We start from the raw sequence: 15,410 nt of genomic DNA on the forward strand, positions 1-15,410 counted from the left end.
GGCGGTTCGGGCCGGGCTATAGGTGCCAAGCGAACCGGAAGCGTTGCCGGTGGCGCACCATCCGTCCTGTGTTTCGCACCTCAGGCGGGCGGGCACCTTCGGCCTACCGTGATCGAAGGGACGAAGCAGCAAGGGAGAAGGCAATGCGTGCGCCGGGTTTTCTGGCTCTGGCCGCGATCATGGCCGCCGCTGCGCCGGCGAGCGCCGCACAGCACTGGACGAGGACGCGGATCGTCGGCGTGAGCGCCGTGACCGAGGACCCCGATCATCCGGTCTATCGCAACATATTCTGGATCGGCGTCGCCGACGACGGCTGGCTTCCCGAGAAATGCCGCAAGCTGCCGGGGCTCATCTTTCCCGACCATGAGCAGGCCTTGGTCATGCTGGCGACGCGGGCCTACGAGCGCGGCGAGACCGTGGTGGTGAAAGCGGACGACGGCGCAATGATCGGCGACTATTGTCGGCTGTTCCAGATCACGCTGCCTGCCGATCCGAAACCCTGACCGGAATAGGCCGTGAAGCCGTGTGGCGGGCTCCCGTCGCGCGGCGATTCCTGCCTGTTACGGTCGGAGCCTGCCAAACCGGTGCATGACGCGGCCCGGGCATGGCGGTGGTGTCAGTTCTGCGCGAACCGGTCTCGACATGACGGAGGCCACTCTTTGAAGCTGGTGGTTTAAGCCATGAGAATTTGCCACTCGGCATATGCTGCCGAGCGGCGTTCCTTGTAGGTATTTCTATCGACAAGATGGCGTTTAAGCTGAAAGTGGTTGAGGACGTTGGCATGGGCCGAGGCAAACTTCTGTAAACTCGTCATCCTTCGGAACCTGAGCATTGCTCGCTCGTGTCGGCGCAGGGGCAAATGGCTGTTCTCTACGCGATTATTCAAACCCTTCCCCGTCTCCTGCCTGTGCTGATTTCCGAGCTGCTTCATGGCAGCTCCATACGAGCGCAGGCCATCGGTCACGATCTTTTCAGGAGCACCATGGCGCTTGAGCGCTTTCCTGATAAAGCACAGCGCGGCAGCTTTATCACGAGTTTTGGTCACATAACTCTCAAGTACCTCGCCTTCATGATCCACGGCCCGCCACAGGTAATGCGTCTCACCGTTGATCTTCACGACCATCTCGTCGAGCGACCATTTCCAGTGCTGAAACCCGCGCATCCGGCTCACGCGTTGGCGACGAATGTCAGCCGCGAACAGCGGGCCGAAATGATTCCACCAGAGCCGCACAGTCTCGTGGCAGAGGTCAATGCCGCGTTCGAACAGCAAATCCTCGACGTTCCGCAGGCTCAGCGGAAACCGGACGTACATCAGGACGACCAGCCGGATCAGCTCGGGCGAGGAGTGGAATCCGCGAAACGGGCTCGGCGGCTTCGCCCTCGATCTGCGTGGCATCTGGGTTGGCTAGCACTTGCCCGCTTGCCCTGCCACACAGGTTTGCAAAAAACCTGCCCCGCAGATTTGACACTACCCCTCTACCACATGCGCTCGTTTTTATCCGCACCTGGACTGCCCGCGATGACTGGTCCGGTTGTGTAGTTAGTTGATGTGCGCCTTGAAGCGCTTGGGTTCTGTGGTCCGGGTCCGGTGTTAGTTTCCGGCTTGGTGAGGCGCTTGGGATTGGTGGTCCAGATCCAGCGTTAGTTTCCGGCTTGCCGGGCCCCGATCGGGGCCCGGCAAAATCCTGATCCGACAAGATATTCTGCCGGACTTAAATTGCCAAGACCCATGTGAGGACGGCTAACATTGTAGTCCCGCCGCTAGGCCTCGATCAAACAATTTGTGCAACTGACACTCGACTGGATGAATCATCGCAATCTTATCAAATAATCGATGTCGGTGGATGGATCAGCGGCGTCGAATTGTCTTCATGTTGTGCGACATTCCATTGGACTTCCGTGACAACCAGAGCATTGGTGCTGGTGTGAACGCGGCGCCCGATAGCCGCGTGCCCTGACCGGCTCGATCGGCAGGGCTGTGGGTGGTGGGAGCGGCACGGTGCCGCTCCGCACAAGGAGACACCCACATGACCAACATCCGCCTCACCGACATGCAGCTGGTGCTGCTCTCGACCGCGGCCGATCGCAAGGACGGCAGCCTGATGCCGCTGCCGGCCAGCATCGGCGACCAGGCAGCCCGCGCCGCCAAGGCAGTCGAACAGCTGATCAAGAAGGGCCTCGCCGAGGAGAAACCCACTACCCGCAAGAACGCCATCTGGCGTGAGGACGGCGAGACCCGGATCGGCGCCGTCATCACCGACGCCGGCCGCGCCGCGATCAACGCCGAGGAGCAGGCCGAACCGGGTGAACACGAACAGCCCGCTCCGGAACTGCAACCCGAGCCCGCACCCCGCGCGACCAAGCGGAACCTGCTGATCGAGATGCTGAAGCGCGAAGGCGGCGCCACCCTCGATCAGATGGTCGAGGCCACCGGCTGGCTGCCCCACACCACCCGCGCCGCCATGACCGGCCTGCGCAAGGCCGGCATGACCCTCGACAGCGATAAGGTAGACGGCGTGCGCCACTACCGGATCGTCGAGACCAACTGATGGCCCGGCGGGTAGAAGAGGAACTGGCTGCGCTGGCGACGATGTCGTCAGTGCAACTGCGCGAACGCTGGGTCGAGGTGACCGGCGCGGTGGTGCCGAAGGTCAGCCCGGCGTTGCTGCGGCTGGCACTGGCCTATGCGCTGCAGGAAAAGACCTATGGCGGTCTATCCCGCCGCACCAGCCAGCGCCTCGCGCAACTGGCCGGCGGCAAGACCCGGACCAGCGATGCCAAACCCGGCATGCGGCTGGTCCGCGAATGGAACGGTACCCTGTATGTCGTTACCATCGGTGAGGATGGCGCGATCCGCTGGAACGACCGCAACTGGAAATCCCTGAGCGAGGTGGCCCGCGCCATTACCGGAACGCGCTGGTCGGGACCGGCCTTCTTTGGCCTCAAGCGGAAGGTGACCCCATGAAGACGATTCGCTGCGCTATCTATACCCGCAAGTCGAGCGAGGAGGGACTGGAACAGGGATTCAACTCGCTCCATGCCCAGCGCGAGACCTGTGCCGCCTATGTGATGAGCCAGGTCAGCGAAGGCTGGACCCTGATCCCCGGCGACTATGACGATGGCGGCATCTCGGGCGGCACGCTGGAGCGTCCGGGGCTCCAGCGGCTGCTCACCGATAACGCCGAAGGGCGGATCGACATTGTGGTCGTCTACAAGGTCGACCGGCTCACCCGCTCGCTGCTCGACTTCGCAAAGCTCGTCGAAGCCTTCGATAAGGCCGGCACCAGCTTCGTCTCGATCACCCAGTCGTTCAACACCACCACCAGCATGGGCAGACTCACCCTCAACATGCTGCTGTCGTTCGCCCAGTTCGAGCGCGAGGTGACCGCTGAGCGGATCCGCGACAAAATCGCCGCGTCCAAGGCGAAGGGCATGTGGATGGGGGGTACGCCGCCACTCGGCTACCGGCCCGATGGTCGCAGCCTCGCTATCGTAGAAGATCATGCTGAACTCGTCCGCGTGATCTACCGGTGTTATCTTGAAATGGGGGCCGTTCGGTTCCTGGCTGACAGCCTCGACCGACAGGGCATCCGCACACCCGTACGTACGAGCGGCAGCGGCCGAAGCTATGGCGACCGGGCTTTCACCCGCGGCCAGCTTTACTTCATCCTCAAAAACCCGATCTATGTCGGCGACATCGCGCATCGCGGCACGATCCATCGCGGGCGGCATCCTCCGATCATCGATCGCGATATCTGGGAAGAGGTGCAGCGGCAGCTGGCCAACCATCGTCAGGGCGCGCGGACGGTCACTGCGGCCAACATCAGTCTGCTCGCCGGCAAGCTTTGCGATGCTGCGGGCGAGCCGCTGGTCGCCGCCCATGCCAGCAAGGCAAAGGGCGAAGGGAAGCTTCGCTATCGTTATTATGTCAGCCGCGTCCTCCAGCACGGCGCGCGCGAGCAAGCAGGACGGGGCCTGCGGATCCCGGCGCGCGAGATCGAGCGGTTGGTGGCCAATGAGGTGGCTGACCTGGTCGATGATCCGCTGGCACTCGCCGTGCGCACCGGCATCACCTTGCGGCCGGATCAGCTCTCATCCCTGAGCGAGCGCTGTCGTCAGATCGTGGCCGATCTGCGCAGCCGGACCCCGTGCCTTGCCGCGCTGGTTGCCAAGGTCCAGATCCATGCAGAAACGATCGATATCCATCTCGGCCTTGCGGCGCTTGCTCGCCTCCTTCACATTGATCTGTCGGTGGATGCATCGCCGATGCTCAAGCTGAACTGCTCCGCTGATATCCGGCGCACTGGACATACCGTGCGGTTGATCCATCGCGACCCGGTGCGACGGATGGCCGAACCCGATCCGACCTTGCTGCGGCTGATCATTCAGGCGCGGCGCTGGTGGGGAGCACTCTCCGACGGCACGCTGCGGGTCGACGCGCTGGCCAAACGGGAACGGGTAAGTGCATCCTATGTGACGCGCGTGGTGCGGCTGGCGTTCCTGGCGCCTGACATCGTCACCACCATCCTCGATGGCAAACAAGACCCCCACCTTGAGGGCCAGATACTCCTTGCCACCGGCGGCGTCCCGCCACACTGGGCGGAGCAGCGCCGGAAATGCTTCGTTAATGCAATCGTGGATGGAAGGTCTTCCGAAACCGCGGCTTGATCGTGCGGCGCGCGTCAACCGACTGATGGTTTCTTATATCGTGGTTCCCTCTCGTCGAACTTGATGGAGTTCCCGAAAGAGGCGCTCCTGCTCTTCGCCCCAGTCGAACGTCGGAATCGCGGGGGAAGCTGCGGACTGGAACCTGCGGTACATCTTCAGAATCATTTCCGTCAGCCGTACTTTTTCAGCGTCTTTGGCTTCGAGCGCCACCTTGAAGCAGCTATATGCCAGCGCCTCCTGCCCCGGAAGATGCACGGTCTTTCCACTCCGGGTGATCGGGAGCGGCTCCATCATCAGTTTGGCGAGGGCTTCTTCGAAGCCCATCTCTCCGCTTGCCCGGGACGTCTTCTTCGGTCGCCCGTTGGGATTTCCTGAAATGCCTGCTGGCCACTGGCCAGCATTTCTCTTCTTGTCCTTTTTACTCACCTGATACCTCCAGATGATCACATGACACCTGCAAACCCCGAGACCGGCTATTCGGTATCGAGGTCTTCCGTCCGTTCGTCAGCCAGCTCCTCAAGGGTAAGCCCGCTGGTTTCATGGATCGCTTTCTGTCCTGTCCGGCTTTCCCAGCGGCGGATGGTGCGATCGACAAACTTGGGATCGATCTCGATACAATACGCACGGCGCCCGCATATCTCGGCTGCGATGATCGTGGTTCCGGAACCCACGAAGGGATCGAGCACGATGTCGCCACGTTTTGTCACGTCGAGGATAAAGTCCTCGACAAGCTCGACCGGCTTGGGTGTTGCGTGGAGCTTCAAGGCTTCGGCTGCCGAGCTTCCCTTGCGGTTCGCTCCCGGGTAGTGCTGGACGTTGGTGCGGTCGCGGCCGGACTTGCCAAGTTCGATGTTGTTGGTTGCCGGCTTGGTCTCGGCACAATAGATATGAATCAATTCATAGGCGTTCCGATAGAGACTGCCCATGGCGCCCGAGCCTTTATCCCATACGCACATCTGGATCAGGTTGAGCTGCGTATCCTGAGCTGCCAGCACGAGATCGTGCGAGTGCCGCCAGTCCATGCAGACATAAATCACCGAGCCGGGCAGGATGGACTGCTGGCACAGATCCAGATATTGGCCGAGGAAGATTCGAAACTGTGCGGGCGACATCTCGCCGCATCCGAGTGCGGAATCCTCGTGCTTGATCTTGCCGAGTCCACTGACAAAGCCTTTGATGCGGATATTGTAGGGAGGGCCTGAAAAGACCATGCGCGCACACTCGTTCCGCATCAGCGCCGCGTAGCTCTCTGTATCGGTCGCATCGCCGCAGAGGAGGCGGTGCTCGCCAAGGCGCCAGAGATCGCCTGGAACACTGGTGGGTGCAGCGTCATGTACGTCTTTCACCGCGTCTCCATCAGGGTCATCGCTCTCGACAGCGCTCTGCAGGAGGACATCGAGTTCGATATCGTCGAAGCCGGTGAGCGTCAGATCCATGTTCAGGACCTGTAGCTCGGCAAGCTCGATGCCCAGCTCTTCCAGGTTCCATTCACCGTTCTCCGCCAGGCGATTGAGGCTGATCGACAGCAGCCGCAGTTCCTCCTCGCTCAGATGATCGACAAGGATGCACGGGATTGTTTCCAGGCCGAGTCGCCGGGCGGCTTCGATGCGAATATGTCCATCGACGACCGTGCCGTCGGTATTGATCAGAACCGGCACGCAAAACCCGAAAGCCGAAATTGAGCGGCATCGCGCTTCGATATGCGCATGATCCGATTTACGCAGCCGCCGCCGGGCTGGTGTGAGATCCGCAAGCCGGCGGTCCACCAGTGCGATCCCGGGCAACAGGTCGTTGCGTGGCATCCCACTAACGCTGGATTGCAGACGGACTTCACCGCCAAGCCGCTGGCGTCGTTCGCGGCTCTTCCCGTTGACGGCGTTCTTGATGGACTCGCGTGGTGACACGCCTCGAAGAGGAGACCCGGATCGGCAAAGGCGGGACCCTGGCGGCGCAGCTGTCGCGGCTCGACCTGATCGTGCTCGACGAGCTCGGTTATCTGCCGTTCGCCCGCTCGGGAGGGCAGTTGCTGTTCCACCTCATCAGCAAGCTTTATGAGCGGACCAGCGTCATCATCACCACGAACCTCGCCTTCGGCGAATGGCCGACCGTGTTCGGCGATCCCAAGATGACCACGGCGCTGCTCGACCGCGTCACCCACCACTGCGATATCGTCGAGACGGGCAACGACAGCTGGCGCTTCAAAAACCGCAGCTGACAGCCACCTTCGGCGCCTTCAAAAATCTATCTTGCGCTGCGCGCGCCTCCGGTCGGGCTACGCCCGCCCTCCGCCGCACGCAGCGCAAGGCCATCTTCAACAAACCAGCATCATATTATCCGAAAAGGGGGTCCCTCTTCGACGCCGATCGGGGGTCCCTTTTGAACGCCGTTTGACACCGTGGCAGATATGCGGCTCGATTATAGGCGGCCTCAACCTTTTCCCTGGGAACATGGGCCAGCATAAGGTCGATGATCTTGCGATCATGCTCCTTCCCATGCTGCTCCGCCCACTCGTTCATGATGGTGGAGAATGCTGCACGAAACCCATGTGGTACGTGACGACCATGATAGCCCGCACGGTTTAGCAAATAGCCGATGGCATTCTCGCTCATCGGGCGGTGGGCATGGTGGGAACTTGGAAACACGAGCGTACCAGCACCGGTCAACGGCCATATTGCCCTCAGTATGGCCACCGACTGATATGCCAATGGAACGAGGTGATCGCCGCCGATTTCTTCCTTTCGGTCTTGACCTCCTTTCATACGCGAAGCCGGAATCCTCCAGAGCGGGTTCTTCCCATCCAGGTCTTCAAACTCGGCCCAGCGCGCGCCTCTGATTTCGTTCGGGCGTACGGCCGTAAGTGCAATGAAGCGCAGGGCGAGGCGCGTGATAGGACGCGCGTAATCTTCTTCAGCTGCATTGAGCATGCGCTGTAGCTCTGCAAGGTCAGTAATGGCGGGCTGGCGGCCTTTCCGGAGCGGCTTTAGGACGACGCCAAGCCGTTCCGACGGATCATGCTGCGCAAGTCCCTGGGCGATCGCATAGACAAAGGCTGCTGATATGCGTTGCCGCACACGTTTGGCTGTCTCGAGGGAGCCTCGATCCTCGATGGCGCGCAGGACGTCGAGGACGAGAGGTGCGGGTATTTCTGAAACAGGGAGCGGGCCGATGGCGGGGAAGACATCCCGTTCCAGGCTGCGGAGAACATCGTCAGCATGAACGCGAGCCCATTGGTTTTTGGTAACTTCATGCCATTCTCGGGCGATACGTTCGAACGTATTTTGGGCAGCCTCGAGGTTTTCTTGGATCACGAGCTTCTTGGCGATGACGGGGTCTTTTCCCTGGGCAAGAATGGCCCGGGATTCATCTCGCTTCTCGCGGGCTTCGAGCAAGCTGACCAAGGGGTAAGGTCCCAGCGCCATCGTCTTTTGCTTGCCGCCGAACTGGTAGCTCCAGCGCCAGAGCTTGCCACCCGAAGGCGTGACGAGAAGATAAAGTCGATTGCTGTCGGTGAGCTTGTACGCTTTCGCGCGCGGCTTTGCCGCCCGCAGTTTTGCGTCACTTAGCATGGTCTACCTCCGTACCACGTTTTCTCGCGCCCGTACCACGTTGCGTACCACGCTCCGGGTCGGAGGCGTGCGAACGGCTACGGTCCAATCGACTCGCTAAGTGTCCGATTTCAGAAGAAAATTCGCAATCCTGGTGGACTGCTACGGCGTGCTACGGAAGGGGGTCTGGCGGTGGGGGAGAGCCTGCGGACAAACTCTCTCGGAGTAGCAGTGCGTATCCCCCGTTATGACAGCGCAAACCTGCGCACTGAAAAATCGATCGTTAACCAGCTTTGTGATTGCCCCCGTAGTATCCGCCCCGTAAGCTGACCCAACAATAAACTGGTCCCATGCGGATCCGGTTGGGGGGGCAGGTTGGTGGATGACAGGTCAAATCTCAGATGGGGCGTGGAGCAGAAGCTCCAATTCATCGAGTTCCGCCTGTTCTGGGAGGGCCATGTCAACCGAAGCGATCTGATCGACAAGTTCGGCGTATCGGTCAACCAGGCATCTGGCGACCTCAACCGCTACATCGCACTCGCCCCTGACAACATGATCTACGACAAGAGCGGCAAGACCTATGTTCGCGGGGCAGCCTTTGCCCCGCTCTTCATGAAACCCGATGCAACGCAGTACCTGTCACAGGTCCGCTCCGTTGCGGAAGGGATTGTCGCTCGGGAGGACGCATGGATCGGCAACCTTCCGGCCTTCGATGCGACCCCGGCTCCCGCACGCGGGATTGATGCGGTTGTCCTGCGCTCGCTCGCCATCGCTATCCGGCGCCACGAGGCCATCGAGGTTTTCTACCAGTCGATGTCGTCACCCGATCCAGAATGGCGCTGGATTGCTCCACATGCTCTAGCCTTCGATGGGTTCAGGTGGCACGCCCGATCATATTGCGAGAAGAGCGGAGAATACCGCGATTTTGTAATTTCCCGGATTATCGATGCCCGCCAAAGCCGACCGGCCGGACAACTGGCAACATCGGACGTTGCCTGGCAGCAAATGGTGGAACTCGAGATAGGTCCTCACACGGGGCTCAGCCCAAACCAGAGGCGGGTCATTGAGCTGGACTACGGCATGCAGGATGGCTGCGTGAAAATCCCGGTCCGACGGGCCCTCCTTTACTATGCTCTGAAGCGCCTGGGCCTCGACACCGACCCCGGCGCACGCAAACCACAGGATCAGCAGATCGTCCTGCTAAATCGGGAGGCGATCCATGCAGATCATTGATAACAATTCCCATCTTTGGGGTGACGATCTCAAACAGGCCCTGACCAAGAGCTCGCGTGTAAAGATCGCCGCCTCCTGCTTCTCGATCTATGCCTTCGAGGCGCTCAAGTCTGAGCTCTCCAGGATCGACAGCCTGCAGTTCATTTTTACCGCCCCCACGTTCACACCGAACGGGGCGACCGATCGTCTCACCAAAGAACGACGCGAGTTCTTCATCCCCAAAGCGCGGCGTGAAAGCGGCCTATATGGAACCGAGTTCGAGATCCAACTTCGTAACAAGCTGACGCAGCGTGCCGTTGCACGCGAATGCGCCGACTGGATCCGCAAGAAGGCAAAATTCCGGTCCAACGGGACAAAGGCGCCGATGCAGCAGTTCATGCATGTGGGAGGCGCGGCTGATGCTGTGGCCTACATGCCCATCAGCGGATTCACGGCGGTCGACCTGGGCTACCAGAAGGGCGATGCCGTCTCGAATTTTGTCACGCGGTTCGACGACCCGAGCCATGCGCAGATGTACCTGCAGCTGTTCGACCAGATCTGGGCAGACCCGGAGAAGTTGCAGGACGTCACGAACGCCATCTGCGACCATATCGAGTCCGTTTATCAGGAGAATACGCCCGAACGCATCTATTTCATGATGCTCTACAATATCTTCCGGGACTTCCTCGAGGAGGTCGATGAAGATGTCCTGCCAAACGACCTGACCGGCTACCGAGATAGCGTTGTCTGGAACAAGCTGTTCAATTATCAGAAGGATGCGACGACCGGCATCATCAACAAGCTCGAGACCTACAACGGCTGCATTCTGGCCGACTCTGTGGGGCTCGGCAAAACCTTCACCGCGCTGGCAGTGATCAAATATTATGAGCTGCGGAACCGGTCAGTCCTGGTGCTTTGCCCCAAGAAGCTCGCGGACAACTGGCGCAACTACAACACCAACCTGACGACCAACATCTTCGCCAGGGACCGGTTCAACTACGATGTCCTGTGCCACACCGATCTGTCCCGCACCTCCGGGGAATCCTTCGGCATCCCGCTGAACCGGGTCAACTGGGGCAATTACGACCTGGTCGTCATCGACGAATCCCACAACTTCCGGAACAACGACGTCTTTAAGGATCGGGAGACGCGCTACCAGAAGCTGATGAACAAGGTCATCCGCGCGGGCGTGAAGACCAAGGTCCTGATGCTATCGGCAACGCCGGTGAACAACCGCTTTACTGATCTGCGCAACCAGCTCGCACTGGCTTACGAGGGGCAGTCCGAGGCGCTAAGCAAGAACCTCAAGACCGATACCAGCATTGAAGAGATCTTCCGCCGGGCTCAGAAGGCCTTCAACGAATGGACATCGCTGCCTCCCGAGGAGCGGACGGCAGCGTCGATCCTCAAGACGCTGGACTTCGACTTCTTTGAACTGCTCGATTCCGTGACCATTGCCCGGTCCCGCAAGCACATCGAGACGTTCTACGACACGAAGGATATTGGCAAATTTCCGCAGCGGCGGAAGCCGCTCTCGTTCCATTGCCCGATTACACAGCGGTCGGACGTGATGGGGCTGAACGACATTTTCACGCAGCTGTCGGTGCTCAAGCTCGCGGTCTATGCGCCCATCAGCTACATCCTTCCCAGCCGTCTGCGGAAATACGAAGAAATCTACGACACGCAGGTCGAGGGCGGCCGCGGCAAACTGCGTCAGGCAGACCGGGAGCGCAGTCTCCAGGCGCTCATGACCACCAATCTTCTGAAGCGCCTTGAGAGTTCGGTCGCGGCGTTCCGGCTGACGCTGCGGTCCCTCGGTACCAACATTTCCCGCACGCTGAACGCAATCGAAGAGTTTGAGCGAACTGGACGCGCAGGCAGCGTCAGCGACCATCTCGCAGAGATGAGCGCCTTTGATCCTGAAGACGACGATCTGGCCGGCCTTGATGAGTTCACCGTGGGCAAGAAAGTCCAGATCAGTCTTGGCGACATGGATTTGCCGTCGTGGAAGCACGACCTGGCTGCCGACCTTGTGCTGATCGACGATCTGATTGCATCGATGGACAAGGTGACACCCGGAGACGATACGAAGCTCCAGCACCTGCTTTCGCTCATCGGTCAGAAGGTCGAAGCGCCGCTGAATGTCGGTAACCGCAAGGTCCTGATCTTCACGGCCTTCGCCGATACCGCCAATTATCTCTACGACAATCTCGCGCCCTTCGCGCAGCAGCTGGGGCTGCACGTCGGCAAGGTCACCGGATCAGATTCACCGAAGACCACCCTGAAGAAATCCTACGACTTTCAGGGGGTGCTGACGCTGTTTTCCCCCCGTTCAAAGGACAAGGCCATTGTCCTGCCCAATGAGCCCGGCGAGTTGGACATCCTGATCGGCACTGACTGCATTTCTGAAGGCCAGAACCTCCAGGACTGCGACTTCCTGGTGAATTACGACATCCACTGGAACCCGGTACGCATCATCCAACGCTTCGGCCGGATCGACCGCATCGGCTCACCCAACAGCCAGATTCAGCTGGTCAACTATTGGCCTGACATAACGCTCGACGAGTACATCAACCTCAAAGAGCGCGTCGAAAACCGGATGGTGATCGCCGACGTCACCGCGACCGGCGATGACAATGTGCTGACCGCCAAGTCGAGCGACATTGCCTACCGCAAGGAACAGCTGAAACGGATGCAGGAGGAGGTGATCGAGCTCGAGGACGTGAAGGCCGGCATTTCCATCACCGATCTCGGCCTGAACGACTTCCGCATGGACCTGCTCAACTACGTCAAGGAGCATGGCGAGCTCGACAACGTGCCCTTCGGTATGCACGCCATCGTCCCGGCACAGCCAGAGCTTGGATTGCATCCAGGCGTTATCTTCGCCTTGAAGAACATCCATGACAGCGTGAATGTGAACCAGCAGAACCGGCTCCACCCGTTCTACCTGGTCTATATCGGTGACGATGGCGAGATCGTCGCCGACCATACCGAGGTCAAACGGCTGCTCGATCTGATCCGCACCAGCTGTAAGGGGCAGGTAGAGCCGATCCGGGAGGTTTGCCGGGTCTTCAATGAGCGGACCGATGATGGGCGCCAGATGGGCCTCTATTCCGACCTGCTCTCTAGCGCGATCCGGTCCATGATCGAGGTGAAGGAAGAAAAGGACATCGACAGCCTGTTCAGCGGCGGTCGCACTACGGCACTCACCCATACCATCAAGGGGCTGGACGACTTCGAGCTGATCGCGTTCCTGGTCATCGAGGGGGGATCATGATCCTCTACGAATGGCCTCGCGCTGCCGCTTTCGGACGCGTGATCCCGAAGAATAAGATCTACGAACATGCTGCTGCCAACACGGCGCTGAAGGACCTCTTTGTGCGCGAGGTTGACCAGATCGTCTGGTCGCACAAGCTGGCGCCCGAGACGGTCAACCTGGCGGCAACGAAGTCAGTGGCCGAGATTCAGGTCTTCCGCATCACCGCCCGCACCCCGTCGCTGGACCACGAAGTGCTGCGGGCCATCGACAAGGCTATTCCCTTCCCGCTCATTTTCGAAGTGGCCCATGGCGGCCGCGTAAGGCTAGGTGCGGCCTACAAGCGACCGAGCGAGGCCGACAGCACTCGTTGGGTGGTGGGAGACTATTTCCTAGGGGACTGGCTACCCGAGGATGCGCCGCGCGCCCCGCTTCCGGTGGCGCTAAACATGGGCGCTCTGTACGATCGGTTGCTCGAGCCCCTGGTGACGGAACAGACCAATCGGCTGGTCCCAGGCATGAACGAAGCGACGAACTCCGTTTCCGCGGTCGAAAAGCCCGCCTCGCTAGAAGAGCGCATCGCGCTCGCAGAGGCGATCAAGGCGCAGCTGCGTGAGGTCGAGCGGATCAAGTCGCGGCTGGCGCGCGAAAAGCAATTCAACAAGCGTGTGGCGATAAATGCCGAGCTGCGCGAGGCCAAACAGGAATTTGAGCGGCTGACGGCGGGGACCGCCGACGCTGCTGTAGCGAACTACCAAGAGGAAGATCATGGATAAGCTGAAGATGCATAGCCCCGACCTGAGCCAGGACAACATCGCGAAGATCCGCGACCTGTTTCCCAGCTGCGTGACCGAGGCGCGCGACGAGGCTACGGGGACAGCACGTCTGGCGGTGGACTTCGATCAGCTGCGTCAGGAGTTGATCGATCAAATTGTTGAAGGGGCTCAGGAGCGATATCGGCTGGACTGGCCAGGGAAGCGGGAAGCCTTGGTGCTGGCGAATAGCCCAATCAATAAGGCGCTGCGTCCCGTGCGAGATGAAAGCCTTCAATTTGATTCGACAAATAATCTTTTCATTGAGGGCGACAACCTGGAAGTTCTGAAGCTTTTGCAGGAATCTTACCTTGGTAAGATTGATATAATATATATAGATCCTCCTTACAACACCGGTGGCGACCTTATTTATGATGATGACTTTTCTTGTTCATCGCGCGATTTCTTTATAAACAGCTCTCAAGTTGACAAAAGCGGTAACCCGCTTGTTGCAAATATGGAATCAAACGGCCGTTTTCATTCTGACTGGATGTCTATGGTCTATCCTCGACTAAAAATTGCACGAAACCTCCTTTCGAGTTCAGGAGTGATTTTCATTAGCATCGGAGAGGATGAGGTTGATAACCTAAAGAAAATTTGCACCGAAATATTTGGTGATGAAAATTTCGTCGCGCAAGTGACCCGCGTTGCCAAGAGGACTTCCGACAAGGGCACGCATTTTCGTCCCACGAAGGATTACATACTTACCTATGCTAGGAATATCGAAGAATTGCCTGAGTTTGGTATCCCAAAGGATCGGGATGAAAAAGATTATAAATACAAAGATGAGACAGGCCGAAAGTATAAAAAAAGCGGCGCCTCTCTTTATCAGCCCTCCCTAGATTCTCGCCCCAACCAGAGATATTATATCGAGGCTCCAGACGGTAGCCTTATAATCCCTCCTGGCAATGTTTTCCCATCTGCGAAATCGGATGGATCAAAGGTAAAGCCTCTCTCCAATGCCGATAAGGTGTGGAGATGGTCAGTGGACACGTATCTTAAGCAAAAACATCTTCTGATGTTCACAGAGGGTTCTGACAGAAACCCCCTACTCGATGAGAATGGAAATAGGTCAAAGTGGAATATATACCCAAAAGTATTTTTTGATGAGGATGCTGAGGCAACGCTTCATCCAGAAGATATTATATATGAATTTCCTAACTCACAGGGAACTAAGGAACTAAATGCTTTGTCAATCCCGTTCAGCTTTGCAAAACCCGTCGGGCTTATACAATACCTTCTGAAGGTTACGCGCAAAACTGACGCACTCATTTTGGATTTCTTTGCTGGCTCTGCCACCACGGCTCATTCGGTCATGCAGCAGAATGCTGAAGATGGTGGAAACAGAGCCTTCATCATGGTTCAGTGGCCTGAAGCCTGTGATGACAAATCTGAAGCTGCGCAGGCTGGATATATTACCATCGCAGATCTAGCAAAAGAACGTATCCGTCGCGCAGGTAAGAAGATCGTCGACGGCGAATGCCATCCAGACTGGAACCGCGATGTCGGCTTCCGGGTTCTCAAGGTAGACACCTCAAACATGAAGGACGTCTACTACCGCCCCGACGAGCTGAAGCAGTCTGACCTGCTCGATATGGTCGACAATGTGAAGGAAGACCGCACGTCCGAAGACCTGCTGTTCCAGGTACTGGTCGACTGGGGCGTGGACCTGACGCTGCCGATCCGACGCGAGACGGTCCAAGGCAAGACCATGTTCTTCGTTGACGACAACGCCCTGGTCGCCTGTTTTGATCGTGGCGTGACCGAGGAACTGGTGAAGGAGCTTGCGAGCCGTGAGCCTTTGCGCGCCGTCTTCCGCGACAATGGCTTTGTCTCGGACGCGGTGAAGATCAACGTCGAACAGATCTTCCGTCAGCTTTCGCCGTCAACCGACGTCAAAGCAATCTGAGGCTGCAC

Annotated in this window: 12 protein-coding genes and 1 pseudogene; 9 read left to right on the forward strand and 4 right to left on the reverse strand. The window is 58.9% G+C overall.

Going from position 1 to position 15,410, the window contains the following annotated elements:
* Positions 1-143: 143 nt before the first annotated feature.
* The gene (locus PE061_RS10540) at positions 144-503 is read left to right on the forward strand and encodes a hypothetical protein (RefSeq protein ID WP_271259036.1); all 360 of its coding nucleotides are present in this window, start codon (positions 144-146) and stop codon (positions 501-503) included.
* A 170-nt stretch (positions 504-673) separates the two neighbouring features.
* On the opposite strand, the gene PE061_RS10545 is transcribed toward PE061_RS10540, so the two are convergent.
* Complete coding sequence (locus PE061_RS10545) at positions 674-1,396, reverse strand: IS6 family transposase (protein WP_271259037.1); 723 nt, start codon at positions 1,394-1,396, stop codon at positions 674-676.
* A gap of 631 nt (positions 1,397-2,027) precedes the next feature.
* On the opposite strand from PE061_RS10545, the gene PE061_RS10550 reads away from it, so the two are divergent.
* The 3 genes from PE061_RS10550 to PE061_RS10560 are packed head-to-tail and all read left to right on the forward strand — an operon-like array spanning position 2,028 to position 4,668.
* The gene (locus PE061_RS10550; RefSeq protein WP_271259038.1) at positions 2,028-2,549 is read left to right on the forward strand and encodes a DUF3489 domain-containing protein; all 522 of its coding nucleotides are present in this window, start codon (positions 2,028-2,030) and stop codon (positions 2,547-2,549) included.
* Positions 2,549-2,965, forward strand: coding sequence for a DUF2924 domain-containing protein (locus PE061_RS10555; protein ID WP_271259039.1), 417 nt, complete (start codon positions 2,549-2,551; stop codon positions 2,963-2,965). The genes PE061_RS10550 and PE061_RS10555 overlap by 1 nt, the downstream gene beginning before the upstream one ends.
* Positions 2,962-4,668 carry a recombinase family protein gene (locus PE061_RS10560; RefSeq protein ID WP_271259040.1) on the forward strand — a complete coding sequence of 569 codons (1,707 nt, stop codon included), beginning with the start codon at positions 2,962-2,964 and terminating at the stop codon, positions 4,666-4,668. The genes PE061_RS10555 and PE061_RS10560 overlap by 4 nt, the downstream gene beginning before the upstream one ends.
* Before the next feature lie 33 nt (positions 4,669-4,701).
* Here the strand turns inward: PE061_RS10560 and PE061_RS10565 are convergent, their stop codons facing one another.
* Both PE061_RS10565 and PE061_RS10570 read right to left on the reverse strand, forming a co-directional pair.
* Positions 4,702-5,094, reverse strand: coding sequence for a DUF5681 domain-containing protein (locus tag PE061_RS10565; protein ID WP_271259041.1), 393 nt, complete (start codon positions 5,092-5,094; stop codon positions 4,702-4,704).
* 47 nt (positions 5,095-5,141) lie between these two features.
* The gene (locus tag PE061_RS10570; protein WP_420794389.1) at positions 5,142-6,572 is read right to left on the reverse strand and encodes a site-specific DNA-methyltransferase; all 1,431 of its coding nucleotides are present in this window, start codon (positions 6,570-6,572) and stop codon (positions 5,142-5,144) included.
* Between PE061_RS10570 and PE061_RS10575 the strand changes: the two are divergent.
* Positions 6,563-6,883: pseudogene (locus PE061_RS10575) on the forward strand (ATP-binding protein); the annotation flags it as partial. The gene PE061_RS10570 and the pseudogene PE061_RS10575 sit on opposite strands and share 10 nt — an antisense overlap.
* 115 nt (positions 6,884-6,998) lie before the next feature.
* Here PE061_RS10575 and PE061_RS10580 read toward each other — a convergent pair.
* Positions 6,999-8,234, reverse strand: a complete 1,236-nt coding sequence (locus PE061_RS10580; RefSeq protein WP_271259042.1) for a tyrosine-type recombinase/integrase — start codon at positions 8,232-8,234, stop codon at positions 6,999-7,001.
* A gap of 387 nt (positions 8,235-8,621) precedes the next feature.
* Here PE061_RS10580 and PE061_RS10585 point away from each other — a divergent pair, with 387 nt between their 5' ends.
* The 4 genes from PE061_RS10585 to PE061_RS10600 are packed head-to-tail and all read left to right on the forward strand — an operon-like array spanning position 8,622 to position 15,402.
* Positions 8,622-9,446 (forward strand): WYL domain-containing protein, encoded by an 825-nt coding sequence (locus PE061_RS10585; protein ID WP_271259043.1) that lies wholly within the window; start codon positions 8,622-8,624, stop codon positions 9,444-9,446.
* The gene (locus PE061_RS10590) at positions 9,433-12,702 is read left to right on the forward strand and encodes a helicase-related protein (RefSeq protein WP_271259044.1); all 3,270 of its coding nucleotides are present in this window, start codon (positions 9,433-9,435) and stop codon (positions 12,700-12,702) included. The genes PE061_RS10585 and PE061_RS10590 overlap by 14 nt, the downstream gene beginning before the upstream one ends.
* On the forward strand, positions 12,699-13,457 hold the full coding sequence (locus PE061_RS10595; RefSeq protein ID WP_271259045.1) for a DUF4391 domain-containing protein: 759 nt from the start codon (positions 12,699-12,701) through the stop codon (positions 13,455-13,457). The genes PE061_RS10590 and PE061_RS10595 overlap by 4 nt, the downstream gene beginning before the upstream one ends.
* Positions 13,450-15,402, forward strand: coding sequence for a site-specific DNA-methyltransferase (locus PE061_RS10600; RefSeq protein WP_271259046.1), 1,953 nt, complete (start codon positions 13,450-13,452; stop codon positions 15,400-15,402). The genes PE061_RS10595 and PE061_RS10600 overlap by 8 nt, the downstream gene beginning before the upstream one ends.
* Positions 15,403-15,410: the final 8 nt, after the last annotated feature.

Origin of the sequence: Sphingosinicella microcystinivorans (assembly GCF_027941835.1) — a bacterium.
In the GTDB taxonomy this organism is placed as follows: domain Bacteria; phylum Pseudomonadota; class Alphaproteobacteria; order Sphingomonadales; family Sphingomonadaceae; genus Sphingosinicella.

Coding starts and splice junctions, on each gene's coding strand:
- PE061_RS10540 (WP_271259036.1), top strand. CDS start 144: ATGCGTGCGCCGGGTTTTCTGGCTCTGGCCGCGATCATGGCCGCCGCT.
- PE061_RS10545 (WP_271259037.1), bottom strand. CDS start 1,396: ATGCCACGCAGATCGAGGGCGAAGCCGCCGAGCCCGTTTCGCGGATTC.
- PE061_RS10550 (WP_271259038.1), top strand. CDS start 2,028: ATGACCAACATCCGCCTCACCGACATGCAGCTGGTGCTGCTCTCGACC.
- PE061_RS10555 (WP_271259039.1), top strand. CDS start 2,549: ATGGCCCGGCGGGTAGAAGAGGAACTGGCTGCGCTGGCGACGATGTCG.
- PE061_RS10560 (WP_271259040.1), top strand. CDS start 2,962: ATGAAGACGATTCGCTGCGCTATCTATACCCGCAAGTCGAGCGAGGAG.
- PE061_RS10580 (WP_271259042.1), bottom strand. CDS start 8,234: ATGCTAAGTGACGCAAAACTGCGGGCGGCAAAGCCGCGCGCGAAAGCG.
- PE061_RS10590 (WP_271259044.1), top strand. CDS start 9,433: ATGCAGATCATTGATAACAATTCCCATCTTTGGGGTGACGATCTCAAA.
- PE061_RS10595 (WP_271259045.1), top strand. CDS start 12,699: ATGATCCTCTACGAATGGCCTCGCGCTGCCGCTTTCGGACGCGTGATC.
- PE061_RS10600 (WP_271259046.1), top strand. CDS start 13,450: ATGGATAAGCTGAAGATGCATAGCCCCGACCTGAGCCAGGACAACATC.